The sequence below is a fragment of the Streptomyces sp. NPDC051452 genome, assembly GCF_044454765.1.
GTDB lineage: Bacteria > Actinomycetota > Actinomycetes > Streptomycetales > Streptomycetaceae > Streptomyces.
Window position 1 is genome coordinate 25,473 of the sequence record NZ_JBITEB010000027.1, and the last position, 26,148, is coordinate 51,620.

Annotated in this window: 16 protein-coding genes; 6 read left to right on the forward strand and 10 right to left on the reverse strand. The window is 71.1% G+C overall.

Annotation, left to right across the window (positions count from 1 at the left end; translation table 11 throughout):
• Window positions 1–85: 85 nt before the first annotated feature.
• Both ACIBA9_RS36930 and ACIBA9_RS36935 read right to left on the reverse strand, forming a co-directional pair.
• Window positions 86–1,855, reverse strand: coding sequence for a hypothetical protein (locus tag ACIBA9_RS36930; RefSeq protein ID WP_399369977.1), 1,770 nt, complete (start codon window positions 1,853–1,855; stop codon window positions 86–88).
• A gap of 2 nt (window positions 1,856–1,857) precedes the next feature.
• A complete protein-coding gene (locus ACIBA9_RS36935; RefSeq protein ID WP_399369979.1) occupies window positions 1,858–2,304 on the reverse strand; it encodes a hypothetical protein in 447 nt (148 codons plus the stop codon).
• Window positions 2,305–2,849: 545 nt separating this feature from the next.
• On the opposite strand from ACIBA9_RS36935, the gene ACIBA9_RS36940 reads away from it, so the two are divergent.
• Genes ACIBA9_RS36940 through ACIBA9_RS36950 form a run of 3 tightly spaced genes read left to right on the forward strand, consistent with a single transcriptional unit; the run spans window position 2,850 to window position 6,304 of the window.
• The gene (locus ACIBA9_RS36940) at window positions 2,850–3,302 is read left to right on the forward strand and encodes a hypothetical protein (protein WP_399369981.1); all 453 of its coding nucleotides are present in this window, start codon (window positions 2,850–2,852) and stop codon (window positions 3,300–3,302) included.
• A gap of 37 nt (window positions 3,303–3,339) precedes the next feature.
• Window positions 3,340–5,553 carry a hypothetical protein gene (locus tag ACIBA9_RS36945; RefSeq protein ID WP_399369983.1) on the forward strand — a complete coding sequence of 738 codons (2,214 nt, stop codon included), beginning with the start codon at window positions 3,340–3,342 and terminating at the stop codon, window positions 5,551–5,553.
• 58 nt (window positions 5,554–5,611) lie between these two features.
• Window positions 5,612–6,304 carry a hypothetical protein gene (locus tag ACIBA9_RS36950; protein WP_399369985.1) on the forward strand — a complete coding sequence of 231 codons (693 nt, stop codon included), beginning with the start codon at window positions 5,612–5,614 and terminating at the stop codon, window positions 6,302–6,304.
• 128 nt (window positions 6,305–6,432) lie between these two features.
• Here ACIBA9_RS36950 and mycP read toward each other — a convergent pair whose 3' ends face one another.
• Entirely contained in the window at window positions 6,433–7,719 is a 1,287-nt protein-coding gene (gene mycP, locus ACIBA9_RS36955) for a type VII secretion-associated serine protease mycosin (RefSeq protein ID WP_399369987.1), read from the reverse strand.
• Window positions 7,720–7,742: 23 nt separating this feature from the next.
• Window positions 7,743–9,266, reverse strand: a complete 1,524-nt coding sequence (eccB, locus tag ACIBA9_RS36960) for a type VII secretion protein EccB (RefSeq protein ID WP_399369989.1) — start codon at window positions 9,264–9,266, stop codon at window positions 7,743–7,745.
• Between the two features lie 206 nt (window positions 9,267–9,472).
• Between eccB and eccE the strand changes: the two genes are divergently transcribed.
• From eccE to ACIBA9_RS36975, 3 genes are all read left to right on the forward strand, one after another.
• Entirely contained in the window at window positions 9,473–10,840 is a 1,368-nt protein-coding gene (gene eccE / locus ACIBA9_RS36965; protein WP_399369991.1) for a type VII secretion protein EccE, read from the forward strand.
• Entirely contained in the window at window positions 10,840–11,604 is a 765-nt protein-coding gene (locus ACIBA9_RS36970; RefSeq protein ID WP_399369993.1) for a hypothetical protein, read from the forward strand. The genes eccE and ACIBA9_RS36970 overlap by 1 nt, the downstream gene beginning before the upstream one ends.
• 301 nt (window positions 11,605–11,905) lie before the next feature.
• The gene (locus ACIBA9_RS36975; protein WP_399369995.1) at window positions 11,906–15,205 is read left to right on the forward strand and encodes an SCO5717 family growth-regulating ATPase; all 3,300 of its coding nucleotides are present in this window, start codon (window positions 11,906–11,908) and stop codon (window positions 15,203–15,205) included.
• Between the two features lie 118 nt (window positions 15,206–15,323).
• Here ACIBA9_RS36975 and ACIBA9_RS36980 read toward each other — a convergent pair whose 3' ends face one another.
• The 6 genes from ACIBA9_RS36980 to infB form a co-directional block, all read right to left on the reverse strand.
• Complete coding sequence (locus ACIBA9_RS36980) at window positions 15,324–16,271, reverse strand: bifunctional riboflavin kinase/FAD synthetase (protein ID WP_362164520.1); 948 nt, start codon at window positions 16,269–16,271, stop codon at window positions 15,324–15,326.
• Window positions 16,272–16,303: 32 nt separating this feature from the next.
• Window positions 16,304–20,617: a hypothetical protein gene (locus tag ACIBA9_RS36985; RefSeq protein ID WP_399369998.1), complete on the reverse strand. Its 4,314-nt coding sequence runs from the start codon at window positions 20,615–20,617 to the stop codon at window positions 16,304–16,306.
• A 270-nt stretch (window positions 20,618–20,887) separates the two neighbouring features.
• Window positions 20,888–21,793 (reverse strand): tRNA pseudouridine(55) synthase TruB, encoded by a 906-nt coding sequence (gene truB, locus ACIBA9_RS36990; RefSeq protein WP_362164524.1) that lies wholly within the window; start codon window positions 21,791–21,793, stop codon window positions 20,888–20,890.
• Complete coding sequence (gene rbfA, locus ACIBA9_RS36995; protein ID WP_362164526.1) at window positions 21,790–22,245, reverse strand: 30S ribosome-binding factor RbfA; 456 nt, start codon at window positions 22,243–22,245, stop codon at window positions 21,790–21,792. The genes truB and rbfA overlap by 4 nt, the downstream gene beginning before the upstream one ends.
• An 89-nt stretch (window positions 22,246–22,334) precedes the next feature.
• Window positions 22,335–22,628, reverse strand: a complete 294-nt coding sequence (locus tag ACIBA9_RS37000; RefSeq protein ID WP_362164528.1) for a DUF503 domain-containing protein — start codon at window positions 22,626–22,628, stop codon at window positions 22,335–22,337.
• Window positions 22,629–22,906: 278 nt separating this feature from the next.
• Window positions 22,907–26,005: a translation initiation factor IF-2 gene (gene infB / locus ACIBA9_RS37005; RefSeq protein ID WP_399370001.1), complete on the reverse strand. Its 3,099-nt coding sequence runs from the start codon at window positions 26,003–26,005 to the stop codon at window positions 22,907–22,909.
• Window positions 26,006–26,148 lie beyond the last annotated feature (143 nt).

The window sequence follows — 26,148 nt, forward strand, 5'->3', positions numbered from 1 at the left end:
TGGCGTTGCGCACTGTGTCGGACGTAGCCCGCTCGGCTCGTCGACGGATCCCTGACTTCATCGTCTTCTGTGTCCTCGCTCGTGCTCAATCGACCACCGGCGGCACATCGCGCCGGGGCTTGTCGGGCAGGTGTGTCTCTTCGTCTTCGACCAGGTAGTCAGGCCGTTGCGATCCCTGCTGTTCTTCTTCGTCCTTGCGTCGACCGTTACGGCCCTGCACCAGACCGGCACCGCCGCGTGTCAAGCCATTGCGTTCGGCCCCCGCTGCGGAGTTACGCGCGGTCGGCCTGCCCGTGACGGCTTCGGAGGTACCTGCTCCAGTTCGGGAGCCGGCTCCCTTCGAGACAGTCCGTGCCGTGGGCTCGGAAGCTCCGAAAACGCCTCGCTGGCCTGAACGCCCGACCCCGCCGCGGGAATTCGAGGATTCTTCACCACCGATGACCGTGCCACGAGGGATCCGAGCTCCACCCTTCGCCGAGCCACCGCTGGTGGTCGTGGGGCGCCCACCGACAACTCCGTTGGAGCGACCGGCCCCGGTGGCCGGCCTACCGTTCATCCCCGGTGCCCCGGCACCGCCGGCCCGAGGCGTACCACCCGTGACCCCTCGGCCCGTGGACATCGATTTCGCTCCGGAAGCCGCACCCTTGGCCCCGGACTCGGCAGTCGACGCGGCGCGACCCATCTGGCTTGTGGACCCTTGTCCCACGGCCCGTCCAGAGCCTTGACTCTTCAGGCTGGACGCACCGGAGCGGCCCTGGCCGGACGGAGAGGTGCGGAATCCACCACCCCCGCCTGGTCCGCGTCCCGGCGCGCGATTGGAAATCGGAGTCGCATAGGGGCCGTCGAATACGGTGGACTGGCCTCCGCTTGTGGGCGGCGTGCCCGTGACCGGCAGAGTGTGACCAGTCGCAGGAGTAGCCGTAGGGGGCGGCGCAGTGCTGTCGATGTGGGTACCGACAGTCTGATCAGGGTGCAGCGTCTTTTCGGGGATGTGCCTGGTGGGCGGCGCGTTCTCGCTTGTCGTGTGCCGTGTGACGTCATGGGCCGGCAGTACGGAGTGATGGCCCGAGGAAATCGGCGTGCCGCTGCTCCCACTCCCGTGCGGGCCCGCCACCGACACGGGACGGTCATCGTGAACCTGCTGAGGCCGAGGCACCCCCACGTCCGGCATGCTCGTGAACTCCGGGGCCTTACCCTCGGCGGGCAGGGCCGACAGCACCTCTTCGGACACCGCGTAGTACGACGCCAGCCGGTTCATCTGGTTGATCGCCTCTTGGCGGTCCTTCTCCACCTTCACGGCAGCGGCGTACTCCGCTTTGTCCGCCGTCTTCTCGGCCGCCGTGAACTTCTCGGGGCGCTTCCGGCCGGACTTCGCGTCTCGCTCGGGCATGGCGCCGCGTACCGACGCCAGACCCACGGCGGCGGCGGTGATCTGGTCGCCCGCCGCTCCCGCGAAGTCACTCAGATGGTGCGTGTTCTTGACGAGGTTGCCGCCCCAGGTACGGAACGCCTCTCCGGACTGACCGACCCAGTGCACCTTGTCGATGTGGCCGCTGAGCTCATCCGCCGCCTTCTTGATGGCGTCACGCGCGTCCCACAACGCCTTGCCCGAGGATTCCAGGTCTTCCGGATCGGTCTGCTCGACCATGTCGATCATCTCGTTGAGATCAAGGTCGCGCTTCTCGAAGTCCGTCCTCGCGGCGAGTGCTTGGCCGAAGGGCGTGACGCCGACCGCCGAGCGGACGATGCCGTCGAGGAAGCCTACTTGCGGACCCTCCTCGACACCGCGGACGAAGTCGGTGACGTGATTCTGCGAGTCGACCCGCTTGAGATCTGCCGCGTGCTTGTCGGCCATCGTCACGCCTCCAACTTGGTGCCGGTACCCGTGCGCTGCTTGTCGCCCTCGGCGCCCTGGGCCTTGTCGATCTGGTGCTGGATCGCCCAGAACCGCTGACGCTGATGCTCTTCCAGGCTGTCGAAGCCGGACTGGGCTCCCTGCACGGCGATGGAGATCGCCTCGATCTGCAGGTGCAGCGTCTTGGACAAGGTCGTGAGCTCGGTGTGAACCCGGTTGTACTGCTTGTACAACCCGTGCGCCTCGGGGAAGACGCTCTCCGCGCCCGCGGTCAGAGACGTGGCCTTGATCGTCTGGGCACCGACCTTCGCCGGATTACCGGCTCCCGACTCAAGCGTCTTGAGGACATGGTCCACTTTGCGTACGAATTCCTGCAGCGCCTCACCGCTGGCTTCCAGGTCCGCCGCCCTGGCCGCCGACACGCCCCCCACCATGTCTTCCGGACGCACGACGCTCCTCCCCGTTTCCCCGTTAGTCCATCGCCCGACCGGGTCGAGGACTGTCCACTGGCCCACCGTACGATCGCAAAGCGAGCCGCGTCTCACAACGCCTTTTACCACTCTAGTCAACCGGCTCAACCGGTCCAACCGAGCTTGTGTGTTAAGTCGGTTACGACCGGCCTCGGGTGCCATGATTTGCCCGACTTGCCGGTTCGCAGTAAACGAGGACACGCGTCGACTCTCGCCATGCGAAACCGCACTGCACACCCGGAAGACCGCCGTGGCGCACCCGGAGTCGACAAAGCGCCGTCCGCTCGGCACCTTCACCAAACCTCCACCGCCCATCGGCCACATGCACAGGCCGGCAACCGCCGTCGCCAAGGCGTTAATTGAAGGCCGAATCGGTTCCTCGCGCGCTGACTGGCGGCCGAGTCCGGCGGCCTGACCGACAGCATCCGCTGCACGCGGGTGACGCTTGCGACGGAGAAGCCGCAACGGCTAGGTTCCCTTGCTGTTTGGCCGGTTCTGTTGTTCATGCACGGGGGAGGTCCACAGTGGCATGGGAAGAGTGGGAACAGCTCAAGACCCAGGCAGCCGAGCGTAGATCAACCAGCATGCAACTGAACCACGTACCGGATGCCGGCGGCGGTTCACCCGAATTGGTTGTGCAGCAGGACGACCTTGGAGCTGTCGGGCATGAGGCCTACTCACTACACAGGGACCTGCACAGTCAGGCCGATGTGGCGGGCATGGGCGTGGACTCGCATGGGTCCGGCCACACGGCACAGGCGGCTGCAGAGCTCTCGCACTCCAACTTCGCCCTGGGCGGCAGCCTTTCGCTGACCGCCGAGACCTGGACGAGTCAGGTGAACGCGCTGCTGGATGCCTGCGCCCTCATTTCCAACCACCTCGACTTCTCGAAGAAGTCGCACGCGAATGACGACGCGGAGGTCGCGGCAGCGGTCAGAGGCAGGTCGGTCTCGGAACTCGGCAAGTACTTCAAGTAAAACGGGGGCGGCTTTGTCCGGCATCACCATGACGAACTTGTCCGAGGTCGACCTCGGAAAGCTGAAGGCCTCCGTCGCCGACTGGAAGAAGATCGTCGACAGTCTCGAGAAGCTCGCGGAAAGGGCTAGGAAAGGCCTGCTTGCGAAGTCGGAAGGCGCCCAGTGGGCCGGCGTGAACGCCGACGTGACACGGCAGTTCGTCAAGAAGACGGCCAAGGAGTTCTCCGACGCGCACGCCGAGGCCGCGAGTATCTACCACGTCCTGGACGATGCCTGCGGCGAGCTCGTCGCCCTGCAGAAGAAGCTGAACACCGCTCTGCACACCGAAGCCCCGGAACTAGGGCTCAAGGTCACCGACTCCGGCGACGGTACGGTGCACGTCTTCTACCCGCATGATCGCACCACCGACGACACTCACACGCAGAGCGAACTCAACACGGCCCATGAGCTTGCGGATCGCCTCGCCGAGATCGTCTCGCAGGCTCGAGAGATCGATGACTCGGTGAGCCGGGCCCTTCGCAAGAGCCACGGCAGCGACAAGTTCAACTTCGGCCACGAGAACTACGCGTCCCTCGACGACGCTCAGGAACAACGCGCCGAGGAACTGGCCAAGAAGAGTCTGCGGCTCTACAAGGAAGGCAAGCAACTCTCCACCGACGAGCTTCGGGAACTCCAGACACTGGTCAAATACAACGCCCACGACGAGGAGTTCGCGACGGACCTGTACCGCGGACTGGGCCCGGAGGGGGCCCTGCGGTTCCAGGCGCAGCTCTCGCTCGACGGCACCGCGGAAGGCGGGGAACAACTGCGGCTCGCCAGGAGCATCCAGGACAGCATGGGTACGGCGCTCGCCACCGCTACGCCCGGCCTGGGCGACAAATGGACCGACGAACTCATGCGCGTGGGGCGCAGCGACCTGGACCTCCAGATGCGGGGCAACCAGATGGTCCCCAAGGGGTACCAGGTACTCGGCACGCTTCTGCGGCACGGGGCGTATCCCAAGAGCTTCCTCGACAAGGTCGGCAACGACATGCTCGCGTACGAACGGGAAGGGGGTGCTTGGGGCCGTCCCGACGGAAGTTATGCCGGCATGAAGGATTTCGGTCTCAATGCCGACACGGGAGGCGGCCGCGGCTGGGATCCGATCACGGGTCTGCTGGAGGCCTACGGCCGCAATCCGGATGCCGCCACCGGCTTCTTCCACTCCAATGTCGCCGGACCGGGCAAGCAGATGTCCAATCTGGACTACCTGATGGGCATGGGGACCGACGGCAAGGGCGACGGGGCGCGCGAGTGGATCCCCGACATGACCGCTCCCTTCGCGGCCAAGAACCCGGAGATCTTTGGCAAGGACGCCTTGGGGCACGCCCTCGAAGCGGCCGTGTCCGGGCTTCCGTACGACCACGGTGACGTCGGTCCTCACCCCGAACACACGCAGCAGCGGCGGGACATCATGGACCAGGTCGTCAACGCCGTCGCGGGCAACCCCAAGCTGGCCGACGACACGATGGCCGACAGTCTCGGGCGGATGGCCGGCGAGTACATGCCTGAAGTCAACTCGACACTGAGCCAGTCCGACGACTTCGACGACCTGTACGGCAGCCCCACCAAGTTCACGAGCGCACTCGCCACCGCGGAGTTCCTCGACACCGTCGGCCGGAGCCCGGATGGGTACGCGGAGGCGACTCTGGGCGCCGAAAACCACTCGGCCGCAGTGATGCACGATGTCGTTGCCCATCCCGAGAAGTTCGCGGGAACCCCTTCGGAGAACCTGAAGCACACCGCTTACAACACGGGGACGGTGGAGGGCATCCTCTCCGGGGCACGGCACGACCAGATCGTCACCGGAGGTCAGCAGAGCGACCAGGACTACAACGACGCCTTGCAGAAGCGGGCGGACCTGTTCAACACCGCTTTCGGTTCAACGGTCGGTCTCGCCACCGAGCGCGTTCCCATCGCCGGTGAGGTCATCAACGGCGTCACGGAAGTGGTCGTGGGCGAGATGGTCGAAGGCGCGGAACGGAACACCGCCGCCGAGACGGCGCACACCGCGGGAGAGTCCTCCTTCAACGCCCGGCAGAACGCTCTTGACCAGGCGACGAACGGACTTGGAGTCGCCGGCACTCCAGACGGTGTGGATCCGACGGACATGCGCCGCTCCGTCACCCAGGAGACGGGCGAGGGCTTCGATCACGGCAAGGAGCTCCAGCGAGAAGCCAAGGACTACTACAAGCGGAACCCCCCGAAGTGAGCCGAGTCCACCCGTCGTCGGCGAAGTCTCATCGGGCGAGCGATCAAGCAGGGAAGACATGAGCGTCGGAAAAATGTCCGGCAGAGCCGCAGCGCTCTGTGTCGTAGTGATCCTGGCGGTTCTCGGAGCGAGCGTCTACGTCTGGACGGCCCGTTCGGACGACGACGGGGCCAAAGCGCTCCAGGCCCCGGCTAAACCATGCTGGAACGGCACGCCCCGTCAAGCCACCCTGCAGAAACTCCTTGGTCCGGGCAAGAAACTCCTGCACCAGCAGGATGATTTCCGGACGGTCCGCGACCACTATCCGAGTCACTGCCAGTACGAGGCCCAGGACGCGGGCGGGTTGGACACTGTTCTCGACGTCGACATCACCTGGAACAGTGACGCTCTTCCCCTCAAAGACCTCCCCACGTCCGACGCTCACGGCGACGAGCCGCGAAGCCGGCTGGACGTGGGCGTTCTCGCGTACTACCTCAGGGCTTCGCAGGTGGTGTTCTTCGAGTGCTCCCCGGATCTCCCCGCTGACGCGCCCGCATATATGAAGCGGGACAGGTACATCAAGGTGGATGTCCTGGCCCGACCCATGCACGGCAGCGGCCTGTCCGCGGCCGACGCCCGCAAGGTGGGTGTGGACGCCATGCTCCAGCTGGCCCGCGATGTCGCAGAGCAGGCCGCCTGCAAGAACAACACCAATCTTCCGAGCGCCCTCCCATCCATCAGCAAGGTCAACTGGCCCGGCTTCGAGGAATGAGCTCGGTTTCCCGCACCGTCCGGGTCCGCATGATTTTTCCCGGCATGGGAAGGACCTCCCTCGCCCGGCCGCACTCTGGGGACCACCGTTTGCCGGAACCTGTCTCGATGCCCCTGACCTCGTCTGGCTCAGGAGGTCCGTGGCCCCCGTCGGGGTCCGCGCCTGCGCCGTGCGTCCCTGACCGCCACCGCCGTACCGCTCAGCCCCGCCACCAGGACCAGGCCGCCCACCGCGACGTACGTCGCCAGGCGGGTGTTCCGTTCCTCCGCCGTCTCGCCGAAGTGCAGGGGTCTGACAGACGGGGCCTCACCCTTGGACATGCCGTTCACGGCTTGGGGTGACTGGACGGGGTGCGCGGCATCGACATCCGTCAACGCCTTCACCGGGTCCACCACCCCCCAGCCCACCAGCCGGTCATGTCCCGGGATCGAGCGCTCGGCGGTCTGTTCGATCTGGGCGACGATCTCCTGGGCCGACCACTTGGAGTACTTGGCCTTCAGCAGGGCCGCCACGCCCGCCACGTACGGCGCGGAGAAGCTGGTGCCGTTGTCCGAACAGTGGCCGTTGCCCGGCACTGTGGAGATCATGTCGACGCCCGGCGCGGCGACGCCCACGAAGTCTCCCGACTGCGAGAAGGGCGCCCGTTCGTTGTTGCGGTCGGAGGCGGCCACCGCCAGGACACCTGGGTACGACGCCGGATACGTCACCTTGACGTTGCCACCCAGTCCGTCGTTGCCGGCCGAGGCCACGACCACGACATTCCGGAGAAGGGCGTTGTCGATGGCGCTTTTGAGAGCCGAGTCCTTCGGGTCGAGCGCCCTGGCCGTGTCCTGGGAGATGTTGATGACTCCGGCACCCGCCTGGACCGCGTAGGTGATCGCCGCGGCCAGCGTTCCCGCGGTGCCGTCGCCTTCGGCGTCGTTCTGCTTGACCGGGATGATCGTCGCGCCCGGGGCCAGGCCCACGAAACCCGTGCCCTTCATCGGACGAGCCGCGATGATGCCCGCCACGCGCGTGCCATGGCCGACCGTGTCCGTGGTGCCCGAGTTGTTGCCGCGTTCTATCTTCTCGCCCTTGCCGTTCTTGGCGGGCAGCAGGTTCTTCCCCTTCGACGCCTCCACCGCCTTGGCGAGCTGCGGGTTCTTGACGTCAACACCGGTGTCGATCACCGCGACCCGAACGCCCTTGCCCGTGGACTGCGCCCACAACTCGTCCAGGTTCACGCGCTGCAGCGCCCACGGCCGGCCCGGGTACGGCTTCGAGGGGAATGTGCACTGGCCGTCGTCCGCCCGGGCCGGGGAAGCGGGCAGAGCGACCACCGTGGTGGCGGCGGTGAGGACCACCGCGGCGGCCACGACCACTGCCCGGGTCGTGACGCCCGGGACCCCTGCCCTCGGCGTCCTTGGCTTCAGCATGAGCTCGTTCTCCTCCCCCGCCGCTACGAACCCTGCGGCTGCCGCGCCGCCGCCTCCGACAGGCGAGGGCCCGTCGGCAGGAAACTCGACCACTCCAACGGGATCGGTGTGGGCGTCACCTTCTCGTAGCCGAGGTGGGTCTGGGCGATCTTCGCCTCGCTCAGCTCCTCTTTGCGCTTCTTGGCCGAGGTGCCGATGCCCTTGTCGTCGGTGGCACTGTCGCTGTTGGACTGCAGGGCGTAACGCAGCCCGGTGTCGGTGACGAGGAAGACCCCTCCGACGGAGGTCTCCGTGCCCTGGAACTGACGGTAGAGCTGACCGGAACCGGGGGTGACGTACCCGCTGGAGGAGCCGGTGGGCAGCTGGGTGGGGAAGTCCTTGCCCGCCCACGTCGAGAGAGTGGTCGTGCCCTTCGCGGCCACCGAGCGCAGGACGTTGCAGACCGTGTTGCGGCCGCTGGTGGTGCTGGAGCCGTCGTTCACGGTCCTCGGCTTGTACGTCGGCCAGTTCCGGCTCCCGTCGAACGGCGTGCTGTCGGCGACCGCGGCGGGACTGACCTGCTGTGCCTCACCCGCCTGTCCCACGCCGACGAGCGCGCCACTGTTGAGCAGGAGGGTGGCCGTGAACTCGGAGATGCCGGCCACCTTCCCCCGCAGCACGACGAAATACCGCATCGCCTGGCCGTCCAGGGCCTTGACGACCTCACCGACCTTGTCGTACTGCCGCAGCAGGGGGGATGCGCCGGCCTTGGCGCCGGGCCTGCCCTCGATCGGCGGGATGGCGATCGGGTCACCCTTGTGGAGGGTGTCCAGCCACTGCTGGGTGACGCGCTGAGGAGCGCGCCCCTGGGTATCGAGGGCCGTGAGCAGTTCCTTGTCACCCGGATCAGCGATCTTGTACACCGTGCCCCGCGCGTCGACGACGTACTGGGTCTTGCCGTCCGGGCCGACGACGTACATCAGGTCGCCACGGGTGAGCCGTGCGGCCCCTTCCGTCTTGGACCATTCCTTCTTCGCGAGGACGAACGCCGCCTTCTGGATGGCCCGCCCGCCGTCGCCGGGACGCTCGCACACCGCCCAGCGCTTGGCGGTCCCGGCTTCGTCCGGTGAGGGCAGGCGGTCGGGGGCGTAGGGGATCCCGATGGTGGCGCCGTGCGGGGGCTTGCCGCTGTCGAGGATCTTCTCGTCGACGGTGATGACATCGGCTTTGCTCGGGTCCAGGAGCAGTTTCGCCGAGGCCATGTTGAGGACCGGGTGAAGCTGCTTCTGCTTGCCCGTCTTCAGAACGACGTACCGAGTGGTGGACTTGCTCGCGACGATGACGTGTTCTTCCGGATCGTCCCAGCCCTTGGGGGCCGTCGGGCTGAACATGCCGATGGCACCGAACACCGCGAGGACCACGGCGCCGACGACCAGACCGGGCACCAATGCGCTCAGCGGCTTGGGTGCACCCTCCTCCGAGCCGGAGGCGGAGGGGCGCAGAAATGCTGCGAGCGTACGGCGCTTCGCGAAGGTGTAGGCGTTGAGTTCGTCCCGCCGTGATGCCATCTGTGTCCGCTCTCTCCCCGTTGCGGAGCCGTGGGGGACCTGTGAAGATCCGTCCCCCGTCCTCGGTTGCCTCTGGTGCCTCGACTGTCAGACCCGGCCCCTACTATGCCTGTTGCGGGGTCGTGCTGGTGGCACGGGTAGGGTGCTCAGGGCTTGAAGGGACCGGAGCACAAGGGTTTTCGGGAGAGTTCGGGGGTTTTGAAGTGATGGCTTCCGCAACGCGGACCCGGTCGCGATCGCAATCGGGGTCACGATCAGGTGGCGCGCGTCGACCGAGTGCCCGTCGCTCCTCAACCCCCCCGGACGCACAGCCGGCACCCACGCCGCACCACGGCGGATTCACACCGCATCAGCAGTCCCGTTCGGGGCGCGGCGGTTCGTTCGCCCTGCAGCGGCTCGTGCTGCTGGAGGCGGCGGCCGCACTCGTGGTGTGCGGGTGGCTCGTGGGCATGATGGCCTTCGTCCCCGCATGCGTGATCGCCGCGGTGCTCGTGGTGCTCGCCGTCGTACGACGCCGGGGGCACTCCCTGCCGGAATGGCTCGGCACCATGCTCGCGTTGCGGGCACGTAGGCGGTTGGCCGCGAGCACCCCTCTGCCGCCTGGAACGGACTCGGCCCTCGCACCTGCCGTGGAATGCGACCCGACCTTGCGCACATACAGCTACAGCCGCGGTGAGGACCGCGATCAGCGACCGATCGGGATGGTGGGCGACGGCGGTTTCCTGACCGCCGTACTCCAGGTCGAGTCGGACGCCGACGCGCTGCGCGCGGAGCGTGGCCGCAGACCGCTGCCGGTGGCCCTCGTACGGGACGTCCTCGAAGTCGACGGAATTCGGCTGGAATCCGCGCAGATCGTCGTGCACACACAGCCCGCTCCCGCGCTCCACCTGCCCCAGCAGTCCGTCGTGGTCAGCAACTACACGCCGCTACAGGCCCAGACCGGCTCCCCCGCTGTCCGCATCACCTGGATAGCGCTGAAGCTCGATCCCGAATTGTGCCCGGAGGCCGTGGCCGCGCGAGGCGGCGGACTGCCGGGAGCGCAGAAGTGCCTTACCCGTGCGGCTGAACACCTGTCGAGCCGGCTGACCGGCGCCGGGTTCCGGGCGAGCGTGCTCACCGAGGAGGAACTGACCGCCGCCATCGCCACCTCCGCCTGTGCGAACCCGATGGTGACGGCCCAGGCGGCTCAAGCCGGCCGGGGCGAGGCGCCGCAGCGGCGTACTGAGGAGTCCAGCCGCAGCTGGCGCTGCGACAACCGCCGGCACACCACCTACTGGGTGCGCCGCTGGCCACAACTCGGTTCGCCCGGCCAGTCGTTGGCGCAACTGGTGGCACAGCTGACCTCGGTTCCCGCTCTCGCGACGACCTTCAGCCTCACCCTGGCCAAGGGGGCGCAGCAGGAGGTGGCCATCACCGGTCATCTTCGGATCACCGGCCGCAGCAACCAGGAACTGACGGACGCGCGGCGCGATCTCGAGCGTGCCGCACAGCAGGCGCGGACCGGGCTCGCGCGGCTGGACCGTGAACAACTCCCCGGCGTTCTGGCCACACTGCCGCTCGGAGGTGCCCGCTGATGCCCACGACCACATCGCCCGCCCCCTCGGGTACGGCACCAGCGGTACCGAGCCTCGGAGAGCGGCTGCGCACCGGCTTCGGCCTTCTGGGCCCCAGACATCCACGCCACGCGCTACCCGTGGATCACGCCGACGTGCTGACCCTGCCCATCGGCGACGACGGTGTCGTGGTCGGCGTCAACAGCGAGGGTCACCCCGCCGTCCTAGGGGTGAACCGTCCGACGCCGTACGACATGGTGCTCATCGGTGGCCTCTGGACCGCGCAGGTGCTCGCCTTGCGGTCCGCTGCCACGGGGGCCCGGGTGGCTGTGGAGACCGGGCGGCCGCAGGCCTGGATGCAGATGGTGCATGCCATGGGTGGCGGGCAGAACGGGCTGTCCGTGTACGAGGTCGGGCGGGTGCCTCCGCAGGGTGCCTCCGCCGGTACGCCCGTGCTGGTGGTCCGGGACTGCGGTATGCGGCCTCCGCGGGGCAGGGTGGTGTCCGGGCCCTGGCAGTCGGTGCTGACCCTGCTGCCCTACCTCAGCCCCGTCGCGCCCCGGCTGCTGCGGCAGGCCCGGCTCGCCGGTATCCAGCGGGTCTCGCCGGACGAGGCCGCCGAACTGGGGCGCACGATGGGGCTGTCGCGGACCGAGGTGGAGTCGCTGCCCGCGCTGCCCGACGGGGTCACCTTGTGGTGCACCGATCGTGACCGGCAGTACGTGCTGACCCAACCCACCGACGCCGAGATCGGATTGTTGGGCACGCCTCGCCGAATGGACTGAACTGCCCCTTCTTGTCCGCTTTGTTGCCCGCTTTATTGGTGGCCAATCCGTTCCCGGGCCGGGTGGTTCTGGGCATGCTGTGCTGCGAAGGTGTCCGCCGAGGGTGGGCGGGCCTGCCACGGTGTGGCTCGCGGTGATTAGGCTGGGAGCGGGCGCGATGGCAGGACCCGTGGACCGGGTGTCGGTGTCCCGGGGGGATCCGCTGGAGTGGACTGCCCCGAACGGCAACGGACGACTCGGAACGACACGACATGGTCGCCCCGGCACGGCATGAGGGTGCTCGACCACATCAGGAGGAACTGTGAGCAGCGATCGGGACGGGATGCGCGGGGGCTGGGCGACACCCGGCGATGACCAGCCCGACGCGGAGGCCGTGGAGACGACGGGCGAGTTCACCATCGACTACGCTCCTCCGGCCTGGTACACGCAGAACGGTGGGCAGGGCAGCGCCTTCGGCGCTCCGGGTGATTCGGGTACCGGATCCGGTTTCGGCGCGGCCGCTCCGCCGCCGCCCGCGGCCCAGCCGTTCACTCCCCCGCAGGGCACTCCCTTCGCCCCGCCGCCTCCGCCCGCGCCGGATCTGCCCCAGGGCTTCGAGCCGCAGTCGCCGCCGCAGGCCGCGCCCACGGCCACGGCCACGACCGCTGCCACGACCGCTGCCGCCGCCGTCGAGCCCGAGGCGGGCAACGGGGATCTGGAGAGCGGGGCGACGATGCGGTTCTCCGCCGTTGCCCTGAAGCGCGAGATGGCCGAGATCGCCGAGCGGACCGCTGCCGCTGACGAGCCGGGTGGGGCCGGTACGCCCGATGACTCCGGTGCGTCCAACGAGTCCGGCGCGTCCGGCTCCTCCGGTGCGTCCGACGAATCCGGTGCGTCCGGCTCCTCCGGGCCTTCCGGCTCGCCTGATGGTGACGGTTCCCGTGAGGGGGCGGGGGCCGAGACCAAGGGGGGCCCCGGGGGCGAGGCCGAGGTGTCGGGTTCCGGCGCCGCGCCTGAGGCCGCCGTGGTACCGGGTGACTTGGGCGAGGGCACCTCCAAGGGCACCTCCGAGGGCGCCCCGGAGAGCGGCGAGCCGTCCGCCACGGCCGTTTCCGAGGGCGACGACTCCTCGGGCGACGACTCCTCGGGCGACGGCTCCTTGGGTGACGGCCCGGCGGCCGTTGCCGTGGACCCTGCCGAGCAGGACCCCGACCTGGTTCACGGTTCGGAATCGGCCGTCGCGCCGGAGGGGCCACGCCAGGACACCGGCGACGGCACGCCCGAATCCGCAGACGCCTCGGCGCCGGAGCCGGACGCGAACACGGACGCGGGCCCGGTCGCTGTGGACGCTGCCGCACCCGAGCACGGCACCCCTGACACCGGTGCCCGGCAGGCGGCCGTTCCGCCCGTTCCTCCGGGTGCCCAGCCCGGCTGGGGACCGCCGCCGGCACCGCAGCACGGTGTGCCGCCGCTGCCGCCGTCGTACCAGCCCGCCGCCCCGGTCCCCGCGGCCCAGTGGCCGGCGCAGCCCGCACCACAGGCGCCCCTGCCTCAGCAGCCCGGTCCGATGCCCGGACCGCCGCAGCCCGCGCCGGCGCAGGGTTCCGTCGGGGTACCCGGTCAGCAACCGCCGTTCCAGCCGCAGGCTCCCCAGCCCGCGCCCGCATCCTGGCAACAGGCCGGCGCGCCCACCCCGCAGGGCCACGTCCCCCCGAGCGGATACGGCTTCCCGCCACCCGGGGCTCCCAGCACCCAGCCGCAGCCGGGCGGTTACGGGTTCCCACAGCCCCCGGCGCCGCAGGCTCAGCCGAGTGCGCAGGGACTCCCGCAGCCGTCGGCGCCCCAGCCCAACCCGGCGGCACCTCACGGCCCCACACCGCCCGCCGGCTACGGCTTCCCGCCACCCGGAGTCCCCAACTCCCAGCCACCCCAGAGCGGTTACGGGTTCCCGCAAGCCCAGCCCCAAGCCCAGCCCCAGGCCCAGACGGCACAGGCCCAGGGACCGGCCCAGGCACCGGCGTCGATGCCGCAGCCGTCTCCCGGCCCCGACCCACAGGCCGGCGGTTACGGCTTCCCGCCGCACCCGCACAACCCCGAGTTCGCGCAGCCTGCCGCCCAGCCACAGCCACAGCCCCAACACCAGCCCCCGCACGCGCCGATCGACCCCCGCTCCGGTACCGCTTGGCCGCAGCCCATCCAGCACGACCAGCGGCAGCCGATCAACCCCGGCGCCGCGCCGCTCGGTTACACCGCTGCCGTCGAGCTGTCCTCGGACCGGTTGCTGAACAACAAGCGGCAGAAGGCGAAGAGCGGGCGGCCCACGGCGGCGGCGTCCCGGTTCAAGCTGGGTGGCAAGAAGGAGGAGGCCGAGCGGCAGCGCAAGCTGGAGCTGATCCGCACGCCGGTGCTCTCCTGCTACCGGATCGCGGTCATCAGCCTCAAGGGCGGCGTCGGCAAGACGACCACCACCACCGCGCTCGGTTCCACCCTCGCCACCGAGCGGCAGGACAAGATCCTCGCCATCGACGCCAACCCGGACGCCGGCACGCTCGGGCGGCGGGTGCGCCGGGAGACCGGGGCCACCATCCGTGACCTCGTCCAGGCGATCCCGTACCTGAACTCCTACATGGACATTCGCCGGTTCACCTCACAGGCGTCCTCCGGTCTGGAGATCATCGCCAACGACGTGGACCCGGCCGTCTCGACGACGTTCAACGACGAGGACTACCGGCGCGCGCTCGATGTGCTCGGGCGGCAGTACCCGGTCATCCTGACCGACTCCGGCACCGGTCTGCTGTACAGCGCCATGCGCGGGGTGCTCGACCTCGCGGACCAGCTGATCATCATCTCCACACCGTCCGTCGACGGGGCGAGCAGCGCCAGTACGACGCTGGACTGGCTGTCCGCGCACGGGTACGCGGACCTGGTCTCCCGGTCCCTCACCGTGATCTCCGGGGTCCGCGAGACCGGAAAGATGATCAAGGTCGAGGACATCGTGTCCCACTTCGAGACGCGGACCCGCGGAGTCGTCGTCGTGCCGTTCGACGAACATCTGGCCGCCGGTGCCGAGGTGGACCTCGACATGATGCGGCCGAGGACGCGCGAGGCGTACTTCCATCTCGCCGCGCTGGTCGCCGAGGACTTCGTGCGGCACCAGCAGGCGCACGGGCTGTGGACCAGCGACGGCAACCCGCCGCCGGTCGCCGCGCCGCCGATGCCGGGCCATCAGATGCCGGCCCAGCCGATGTCGGGTCAGCCGATGCCGGGTCAGCAGATCCCAGGTCAGCCGATGCCGATGCCGGGTCAGCAGCCGCCTCCTCAGGGCCAGCCGGTGCCGGGCCAGCCCTACGCCCCGGCGCAGCCGCCGTACCCGCAGGCACACCAGCCCTATCCGCCCCAGCAGGGACAGCAGGGACAGCAGCCGTACCCGTCGGCCCAACAGCCGTACCCGCAACCCGCCCCCGGCCAGCCGGGTCAGCCATACCCGCCCCAGCAGGCGCAGCAACCGCAGCCCCAGCCGCAGCCCCAGCACGGGCAGCCGTACCCGCCGCCCGGCTATCCGCAGCAGCCGGAGCAGGCCCAGGCCCAGCCCCAGCCTCCCCAGGGGCCGCCGCCGCAGTAACCAGAGCGACGGCCAGAGGGACGGCCAGAGGGACGGTACGACGAAGGGCGGCCGGTGCTGGAACGCACCGGCCGCCCTTCGTTTCGTACCGCCGTGGAGTCGCCGGACCGTAGGCCGGTCAGGCCTCCGCCGCCACGATCTCCCGGCACCGCTTCACATCCGCGGCCATCTGCTCCAGCAGGGCCTCCAGGGACTCGAACTTCGCCTGACCGCGCACGTACACGAGGAAGTCGACGGCGACGTGCAGGCCGTACAGGTCGAGACCGACGCGGTCGATCGCGTACGCCTCCACCGTGCGCTCGGTGCCGTCGAACTGCGGGTTCGTGCCGACGGAGATCGCGGCCGGCATCGCCTCGCCCTGGACGTGCAGATAGCCGGCGTAGACGCCGTCGGCGGGGATCGCGGTGTGCGGGAGCGTCTCGACGTTGGCGGTCGGGAAGCCCAGCTCGCGGCCGCGCTGGGCGCCGCGCACGACGACGCCCTCGACCCGGTGCGGGCGGCCCAGGATCTCGCGGGCGCCCCCGACATCGCCCTCGGCGACCAGGCGGCGGGTCAGGGTGGAGGAGAACGGCTCGCCGCCGCCCGCCTCACCGGTGACGTACAGGTCGACTACCTCGACGTCGAAGTCGTAGCTCTTGCCCTGTTCGATGAGGAACTCGACGTCACCGGCCGCCTTGTGGCCGAAGCGGAAGTTCGGGCCTTCGACGACCGACTTGGCGTGCAACTTGTCCACCAGGACCTTCACCACGAAGTCGGCGGGCGAGAGCTTCGAGAACTCGGTGGTGAAGGGGAGGATGAGGACCGCGTCGACGCCCAGCTCGCTCATCAGCTCGGCACGGCGGTGGTGCGGGGCGAGCAGCGGCGGGTGGCTGCCGGGCCGGACGACCTCGCTGGGGTGCGGGTCGAAGGTGACGACGACCGCCGGAACCCCCAGTTCCCGGGCGCGGTCGACGGCATGCTTGATGATCAGCTGGTGACCGCGGTGGACGCCGTCGTAGGAACCGATGGTGACGACGCTGCGCCCCCAGTCCTCGGGGATGTCCTCCAAGCCACGCCAGCGCTGCACTGTGACCGCTCCTCGAACCCGTGTCCGTATGTCTACCTTGACCCTTGTGCAGGTCTAAGGGTGCCATGCCGGGCGCCCTGGCCCGGCATCGGCATCGGCATGGGGGGTGTGACGGGGCGCACGTCGGGCAGGCCCGCGCGGCTGTCGCGTACGCCCGCGAGGTTCTCGAGCATGCGGCGGGTGCCCGGGCCCACCACGGCGGTCCAGTCGGCAGGGGTGTCCGTCAGCCAGCGGGCCATGAGGGCGGCGAAGCCGGGTACGTGCCGGCCCAGGTCGACCAGGCCCCGGTCGAACCGGATGGCACCCTCGGGGGTGTGGACGAGGAGCAGGCCGGTGCGGTGCACGAGCCCACGGATCTCGTCCTCGTCGCGGCCGCAGCCGGGTCCGGCCGCGGCGTGCAGTACGGCGTCCAGGACCGACGGCTCCTGCTCCCGGGTGAGCAGGAACTCCAGCAGTTCCCGGCGCAGCGGCCGGGAGGCGGGGGTCCCGGCGGCGGCGAGGACCACGGCGAGGGCCGCCCGTACCTGTTCGGGGCCGCCCTCCAGCAGTTCGGTGACGAGGGGCAGCAGGACCGGACGGGCGGTGGGGCCCTGTTCCAGTCGGCGGTCGACGTAGGCGGCCACGTGCCCGGCGGTCTCCGGGCGCAGCCGTACCGTCTCCCCGACGAGGGCGGCGACACGGCGGGCCGGCGCCGGCGTGGTGATCTCGGCGAGGACGCTCAGGGTGTTCCCGGCGTCCGGGCCGAGCAGACGGGCGCGGAAGGCTTCCAGCACCGGTTCGGGGTGGGTGGTCAGGGCGGGGGTCAGGGCACTCGCCGGAATGCGCGGGTCGCCGTCGGCGAAGTGGCGCAGGGCCGCGGCGAGGTGCCGGTCACGGGCGTGCGGGTCACGGATCAGGAGGGCGAGCGCGCCGCCGTGCAGGGTGCGGTCGGCGGGGCGGGCGAGCAGGGCGAGGGCGGCGTAGCGCAGCAGTGCGCGGTCGGCTTCCGAGCGGACGTGCGGGGCCGCGCTCAGCCCGTAGGTCACGGCCGCGGCCCGGCGGGCGGGGCGCTCGTCGTGCGCCCAGCGGTCCACGGCCCGGGAGACGGCCGACGGCTCGTCCTCGGCGAGGGTGGTGAGCAGTTCGTCGGCCCGCCGGTGGGTGCTCGCCACCAGGACCTCGGTGAGTTCGTCCAGGGCGCCGCGCCGGTGGGTGTGCAGCAGGGCCTGGGCGGCGGTGGCCACGGTGGCGTGCGGGGCCGCGGGCAGCGGCCGCTCGTCGTCGAACCAGTGCGCCAACTGTCGCTGTACGGCGGCGGGGTGGGCGGCCAGCAGCCGGGCGACGGCGTCGAGGTAGCGCTCACCGGGCGAGCCCGGCGCCGGGTCCGCGAGCACGAGCCGGCGCAGCAGGTCGAGCCGCTCGGCGTCGCAGACGGGCACGGCGGTCCAGAAGGCGGGACCGAACTCGCCCGGTACGGGGCGCTGTTCACGTCGCCAGGCCACGATGCGGTCGGCCAGCGGGCGCAGCACCTCGGCGTACGGCGTCGCGTCCGGCACCTGGAGCAGGGTTCCGGCAAGCAGCCGGGCGGCCCACCAGGACCCGGGGTCGCGATCCACGGCCTCGGCCAATTCACGAAGGCGCAGGGAGAGTTGCCGAGGCCCGTGCTGGCGGCCGAGGAGGAGCAGGGCCTGGACGACCGGTCCGACGCGGTGGTGCGGCACGGGGACGGACCCGGGCCCGCCGGTGCCGCGCGGGCGGTGGACCAGGGCGTGCAGGGCCTCGTCAAGGTCGAGGTGCGTGCCCTGGATCCAGTCGGCCAGCTCCTCGTGGGCGAAGCGGTAGCCGCCGCCGGCCGGGACGAGGAGACCCTCGGTGAGGACGGCGGAGGCCCAGCCGGTGCCGCCGCCGAGCCGGGCCGGGGCGGGCCCCCAGGGGAACACCGCCTCGAAGGAGCTCCGGTCCAGTTCGCCCTGCCCGGGTCCGAGGCTGCGCCGGGCAGCCTCGTGCACCTGGCCTGCCACTCGCGCGGCGAGCCGGCGTACGGCGGTGCCGCGCAGGCCGTTCTCGGCGGCGAGACGGACGGCGATGCGCAGGCACATCAGGTCGAGGTGGGCGGCGAACACCTCGTGCCGGTCGACAGGGCCCTCGGTGGCCGGGGGGTCCGGGACCGCGGCGCGGACCTCGGACAGCAGACGCAAGGTGAGCGGGTGCCGGGCGTCGCGGTCGGTGAGCGTGCCGTCGGGGATGCCGTAGCGGGCGGCGGCCCGGCGCGCCTCGTCGGCGGTCAGCTCGCAGAGCCGCACACACGGCGGAACCGATCCGGCACGACCGGACGCGGCGGAGGGCCGGCTGTCACCGGCCGCGCGGGCGACCGGGGCGAGTGGTGGTTCGGCGGGGTCGGGTGAGGCGCCGAGCGGGGCCGCCTCTGCGGCGAAGGGGTGAGGCGCGCCCGCGGGTGCCGCCGACGCGTGTTCGGCGAGTGCCGCCTCGCCGGCGGCGTCACCGCCAGCGCCACCGGTACGTTCCCGGTCCGCCGTTCCGGCCGGCATACACAGGAAACGCGCGCCTCCCGTCGACGGCGGCCGTGGCTCATCGGCGCCGACCGCCACGGGCCCCGGACCACCGGCCCCCCACCCCTCGGCCCCCACCTCCATCGGACCGCCGGAACCCACTCCTTCGGCCTCCGCCCCCGCCGGACCCCCGGAACACACCCCCTCGGCCTCCACCCCCACCGGAACACCGGAACACACTCCCTCGGCCCCCACCCCCACCGGACCACCGGAACCCGATCCCTCGGCCCCCACCCCCGCCAGACCACCGGAACACACTCCCCCAGCCTCCGCTCCGGCAGGTGTCCACCCCTCGCTCCCGGGCGCCGGGCTGTGCAGCAGCGTGCGCGGGAAGTGCGCGCCGGCCCGTTCCCAGTGCTCCTCCCGGCAGGCCACCACCAGCCGCGCCCCGGTCGCCCGAAGCCATTCCGCGGTACCCGTGGTCCACTCGGGCAGCCGGTGGGCGAGGAGCGGGGGCATCTCCTCGGGGCCGTCGAGGAGGAGCAGCAGCGGGCGGCCGGCGCGGGCGGCGAGGCGGGCCAGGTGCTCGGGGGTGAGGTCGCCGAGGTCGTCGGCGTGGACGGAGCGGGACGCGGCGACGATCCGGGCCGCCCGCTCCAGCGCGCGCCGGGCGGCGTCGGCCACGGAGTCGTCGGCGTCGTCGAGGTCGGCTCCGCGCAGCCACAGGGCGGGCGTGGCCCGCTCGCCCCGGGCCCGGCGCGCGGCGAGGGCCGCGAGTTCCGTCGTACGGCCGCTGCCGGGAGCGCCGACGAGGCCGAGCACGGCCCGGTCGCCGTCGACGAAGGCATCCAACTCCGCCGCCGCGTAGGCCCGTTCGACGGGTTCCACCGGGCCGGTGTGCGGGCCGTACGGGCCGTCCTGGGCCATCGAGGTGGCCGTCAGCTCCAGGATGCCCGCCAGGTTCAGATCGGCGCCGTACGCCGGGACGGTCGCGGCGTTGCGGGCCAGCAGGTCGGCGAGGGCGTCCTCGGTGGGGCGCAGGGGCACCGCGAAGCCCGCGTCCCGCTGGGCGGTGTGCAGGGCGGTGCCGAGGACGCCGATCACGGCGCCGGTACGGGCGTCGAGCACCGGTCCCCCGGCCGCGCCGCCGCCGAGCCGCAGCGCGTCCCGGCCGGCGGTGCCGATCGCCAGCTCCAGGGCGTCGTCGAGGAGGTGGAAGCGGTCGGTGGCGGTGTACGTCACCTGGGGGGCGGCCAGCACCCTGGCCTCGCGCCAGCAACCGGCGGCGATCCGCGCGTAGGTCCCGGCGTCGATCCGCTCACGCACGGTCAGTGGCAGCGGCTCCACGCCCAGGCCCTCGGTGCGCACCAGGGCCAGGTCGAGCCGGGGCAGCGGGGTGACGGCGTCGGCGTCGACCACACAGGTGCGGTCGCCTGCCGCGTGCAGCACCAGTCGGGGCAGGCCGTCGATCGCCTCGTGGCTGGTGATCAGGGTGCCTTCGTGGTCGGCGAGGAAGCCGACGCCGCGCGGGCGACCGGCGAGGTCGCGGATCCGGACGAGGACGGTGTCGTCCGGGCGGAGCGCGCCGCCCTCGTGCGGCGGCCCACTCGCCCCTGTCCCGTCCCGCTCGTCCTCCCCGTCCGCGCTCCCACCACTGAGCCTGTCCCGGTCCCTGAGCCTGTCCCGCTCGGCGACGTCGGGTGTCCTCCCCGGGCCGGTGGGTGCCTCGCGCCTTCCGCCGGGAGCCATGCGGACGCCCTCGGCCCCTGTGCCGTTCGGGCGTCGTTCGTTCGCTCGGCTGTCGTCCGCCGCCGGCATCCGGTGCTCGTCTTCGGTGCGCGGGGCCCGTCCCGTCATGGCCGTACCTCCCCGCCGTACCGCGTGCCCTGTCCGTCGACGGTAGGTGCGCGGTGATCGGCGGGACAGCTCGCGCGGTGAACGCGCCCCCTTCCGCTCCCCTGGTTCACTCCGAGCGCCTGCCCGGACGGGTGAATAGGGGCTCTCGGCTGGATAACCCTAGAGGTGGGGGAACCGAGGGGGGACCGTGGAGCGGCGGCAGGGGCTCACCCCCGTGGCCCGGCCGCCGCTCCACGGGCACTGTTCGAACAGGTGCCGGAGCGCGCTGTCTCAGCCGAAGACGGCCAGGCTCTTCGCCTTGCCCTTGTGCTCCTCGACAAGGGCGAGGAAGCGGCCCTCGGCGTCGAAGACGGCGACCGCGCCGACTCCCGTGTACTCGTCGGGCATCTCCAGCCGCACGCCGTTCTGCAGCAGCCGGGCCCGCTTGGCGTCGACCTCCCAGCGGGGGAAGGCGGCCGAGGCGGCCTCGGCGACCGGCATCACGGTCAGCTCCTGCTGGAGCTGGTCCAACGTCTTCGCCCCGTCGAGCTTGTACGGCCCGACGCGCGTCCGGCGCAGCGCCGTGAGATGGCCGCCGACGCCCAGGTCGGCGCCCAGGTCGCGGGCGAGTGCGCGGATGTAGGTGCCGGAGGAGCAGACCACGGACACGACCAGGTCGAGGACCCGGGTGCCGTCCTCGGCGACGGCGTCCCGGACGTCGTACACAGCGAAGGAGGAGATGGTCACCGGCCGGGCGGGAATCTCGAAGTCCTCGCCCTCCCGGGCCCGCTTGTACGACCGGACTCCGTCGATCTTGATGGCGCTGACCTTGGACGGCACCTGCATGATGGCGCCGGTCAGCTTGGCGATCCCGGTGTCGATGGCGTCCCGGGTCACCTCGGAGGCGTCGGCGGAGGAGGTGATCTCCCCCTCGGCGTCGTCGGTGAGGGTGTTCTGGCCCAGGCGGATGGTGCCCAGGTACTCCTTCTCGGTGAGCGCCAGGTGTCCGAGGAGCTTGGTGGCGCGCTCGACGCCGAGGACCAGGACGCCCGTGGCCATCGGGTCGAGGGTGCCGGCGTGGCCGATCCGGCGGGTCCTGGCGATCCCGCGCATCTTGGCGACCACGTCGTGCGAGGTGAAGCCCGACGGCTTGTCGACGATGACGAGGCCGTCGGGCGGGGTGGGCTTGCTGGTCATTCGGCGGCGTCGTCCGTCTCGTCGTCTTCCTCGTCCGGCTTGCGGTAGGGGTCCGCCTCACCGGCGTACTTGGCGCCCGCGGACACCTCGCGCACCTTCTCGTCGGACTGCCGCGCCCGGTCGAGGAGGTCCTCGATGGTGCGTGCGGTGTCCGGGAGGGCGTCGGCCACGAAGGTCAGGGTCGGCGTGAACTTCACTCCGGCGGCCGCTCCGACGGCCGAGCGGAGGACGCCCTTGGCGCTCTCCAGGCCAGCGGCCGCGGCCTGCCGCTCCTCGTCGTCCCCGTAGACCGTGTAGAAGACGGTCGCCTCCCGCAGGTCACCCGTGACGCGGGTGTCCGTGATGGTGACGTGTGAGCCGAGCCGCGGGTCCTTGATCCCGCGCTGCAGCTTCTGGGCCACCACCTCTCGGATGAGGTCCGCCAGCCTTTTCGCCCGCGCGTTGTCGGCCACTGGTCCAGCTCCCGTTCTTTCTTCCTGCTTGCATTCGGTGTGTTCGCCGGCTGTCGTCGGCTGTCGTGGACCGGTCCGGACCGTCGTCGTCAGTCGTCCTCGCCGTGGAAGCGGCGCCGGACCGACAGCAGCTCCACCTCGGGGCGGCCGGCGACCAGCCGTTCGCACCGGTCCAGTACGTCGGTGACGTGCGCCGCGTCGCCGGAGACCACGGCGAGGCCGATGGTCGCCCGCCGGTGGAGGTCCATATGGTCCACCTCCGCCGCGCTCACGGCGTACTTCCGCTGGAGTTCGGCGACGATCGGGCGGACGACGGATCGCTTCTCCTTCAGCGAGTGGACGTCGCCGAGGAGGAGGTCGAAGGACAGAGTCCCCACGTACATGTGTGTTCCGGTTCACCCGCCGGTACGGGATCGATGGCCCCGGGTCCGTGTGGGCCGGGGACATCAAAAACGGTACCGCGTACCCGCCGGTGACTCGACAGGGTTTCCCCCGTCACCACCGGGTGCGCAACCGCCTGGGGGCCCCGCTCCAGGCCTCCGTCCTTTGCTCTCACCCACCAACCCGTGGCGAGTGGGAGAACGGGGGTCTGGGGCGGGGCCCCCAGGTCCGGCGCACCGGCCGACGGGACCGAGGTCCCGTCGGCCGGCCCGACCGTAGGTTACGCCCGCGGCTTCTCGCGCATCTCGTACGTCGCGATGACGTCGTCGACCTTGATGTCGTTGAAGTTGCCGAGGTTGATACCGCCCTCGAACCCTTCGCGGATCTCGGTGACGTCGTCCTTGAAGCGACGCAGACCGGAGATGGTGAGGCTCTCCGCGACCACCTTGCCGTCGCGGATGAGGCGCGCCTTGGTGTTGCGCTTGACCTCGCCCGACCGGACCAGGACACCGGCGATGTTGCCCAGCTTGGACGACTTGAAGACCTCGCGGATCTCCGCCGTACCCAGCTCGACCTCTTCGTACTCCGGCTTGAGCATGCCCTTGAGGGCCGCCTCGATCTCCTCGATCGCCTGGTAGATGACCGAGTAGTACCGGACGTCCACACCCTCGCGCTCGGCCATCTGCGCCGCGCGGCCGGCCGCGCGGACGTTGAAGCCGATCACGATGGCGTCGGAACCCATCGCCAGGTCGATGTCGGACTCCGTGACCGCACCGACACCGCGGTGCAGGACGCGGATGTCGACCTCTTCGCCGACGTCCAGCTGGAGCAGGGAGGACTCGAGGGCCTCGACGGAACCGGAAGCGTCACCCTTGATGATCAGGTTCAGCTGCTGGACCTCGCCGGCCTTGAGCACCTTGTCCAGGTCCTCCAGCGACACGCGGCGCGTGCGCTTGGCGAACGCGGCGTTGCGCTCACGGGCGGCACGCTTCTCGGCGATCTGACGGGCCGTACGGTCCTCGTCGACCACCAGGAAGTTGTCACCCGCGCCCGGGACGTTGGTCAGGCCCAGGACCTGGACCGGCGTCGACGGACCGGCCTCGGCGACGTTGTTGCCGTTGTCGTCGAGCATGGCGCGCACTCGGCCGTAGGCGTCGCCCACGACCATCGTGTCGCCGACCCGCAGCGTGCCTCGCTGGACGAGGACCGTCGCCACGGCACCACGGCCGCGGTCGAGACGGGACTCGATCGAGATGCCCTGCGCGTCCTGGTGCGGGTTGGCCCGCAGGTCGAGCGAGGCGTCGGCCGTGAGGACCACGGCCTCCAGCAGCGAGTCGATGTGCAGACCCTGCTTGGCGGAGATGTCGACGAACATCGTGTCGCCGCCGTACTCCTCGGCCACCAGGCCGTACTCGGTCAGCTGACCGCGCACCTTGGTCGGGTCGGCACCCTCGACGTCGATCTTGTTGACCGCGACCACGATCGGCACGTCGGCCGCCTTGGCGTGGTTGAGCGCCTCGACCGTCTGCGGCATGACGCCGTCGTTGGCCGCGACGACCAGGATCGCGATGTCGGTCGACTTCGCACCACGGGCACGCATGGCGGTGAACGCCTCGTGACCCGGGGTGTCGATGAAGGTGATCTTGCGCTCTTCGTCGTTGACCTCGGTCGCGACCTGGTAGGCACCGATGTGCTGGGTGATGCCGCCGGCCTCGCCCGCGATGACGTTCGTCTTGCGGATGGCGTCGAGCAGTCGGGTCTTACCGTGGTCGACGTGACCCATGACGGTGACGACCGGCGGGCGGACCACCAGGTCCTCCTCGTCGCCCTCGTCCTCGCCGAACTCGATGTCGAAGGACTCGAGCAGCTCGCGGTCCTCCTCCTCGGGGCTGACGATCTGAACCGTGTAGTTCATCTCGCCCGCGAGGAGCTGCAGCGTCTCGTCGGAGACGGACTGCGTGGCCGTGACCATCTCGCCGAGGTTCATCATGACCGCGACGAGCGACGCCGGGTTGGCGTTGATCTTCTCCGCGAAGTCCGTGAGCGACGCGCCGCGGGAGAGGCGGATGGCCTCGCCGTTGCCGCGCGGCAGCATCACGCCGCCGACGCTCGGGGCCTGCATGGCCTCGTACTCCTGGCGCCTCTGCCGCTTCGACTTGCGGCCACGACGCGCGGGACCGCCGGGACGGCCGAAGGCGCCCTGCGTGCCACCACGGCCACCGGGACCACCGGGACGGCCACCGAAGCCGGGACGGCCACCGCCGCCACCGGGACCACCGGGACGACCGGCGAAGCCGCCGCCACCGCCACCGCCACCGGGACCACCGGGACGACCGGCGAAGCCGCCACCGCCGCCACCGGGACGGCCGGCGAAGCCGCCGCCGCCACCCGGACGACCGCCGCCACCACCGGGACGACCGCCGGCACCGGGACCGCGGCCACCGGGGCCACCGCCACCGGGACGCGGGCCGGCAGCGGGACGCTGCGGCATCATGCCGGGGTTGGGACGCGGACCGGCCGGGCCGGGACGCGGGCCGCCCTGCGGGCGGGGCATGCCGGACGGCGACGGACGGGGGCCGCCGGCGGCCTGGGGACGGGGACCGCCGCCCTGGGCGCCGGGCGCCTGGGGACGGGGACCGCCACCGGGGGCACCGGGACCGCCGGGACGCGGACCGCCCTGCGGGCGCGGGGCCTGCGGACGGGCCATGCCGGTGGAGCCACCGGAGGTGAAGGGGTTGTTGCCCGGACGGGGACCGGCCGGACGGGCGCCCGGACGCTGGCCCTGACCACCGGGGCGCGCGGCGCCGCGTTCCGGACGGGACGCCTGGCCCTGACCGGGACCGGACGGACGGGCACCACCGGGCTTGGGAGCACCCGGACGGGCGCCCGGACGCTGGCCCTGACCCTGGGCGGCCGGAGCCTGCGGGGTCTGCGGGGTCTGCGCGGCGGGGGCGGCCGGCGGAGCGGTGAACTCCGGGGCGGCCGGAGCCGGACGCGGCGCGGGCTTGGGGCCCGGAACCGGGCGCGGACCCGGGGCCGACGCGGACGCCGGGGGACCGGAGGGGGCCGCCGGCTGCTGGGCGGCGGGAGCCGCCGGAGCCGTCGGGGGCTTGGGCGCCGGCGGCCGCGGGGCAGCCGGACGTGCCGACTGCGCCGGGGAGGGCGCGCCGGGCTTGGGGGCGGCCTTGCGCGGGGCGGGCTTGCCGGCGGACTTGCCGTTGCCACCCTGGAAGGCGTCGGTCAGCTTGCGTACAACCGGCGCTTCGATGGTCGAAGACGCCGAACGGACGAATTCACCGAGTTCCTGGAGCTTGGCCATGACGGCCTTGCTCTCCACACCGAACTCCTTGGCGAGTTCGTATACCCGGACCTTAGCCACTTCGCTCCTTTGAGGTCCGGGTTGAAGCCGGACCGTCGCTAGTTCATGGGCGTACTCATCGCGTACTCATCGAGTGCTCATCGCAATCTCGACCTGCTTTCGACTCGCGAGGTACCAAGCCGCACGGGGTTCCGTGCGACACG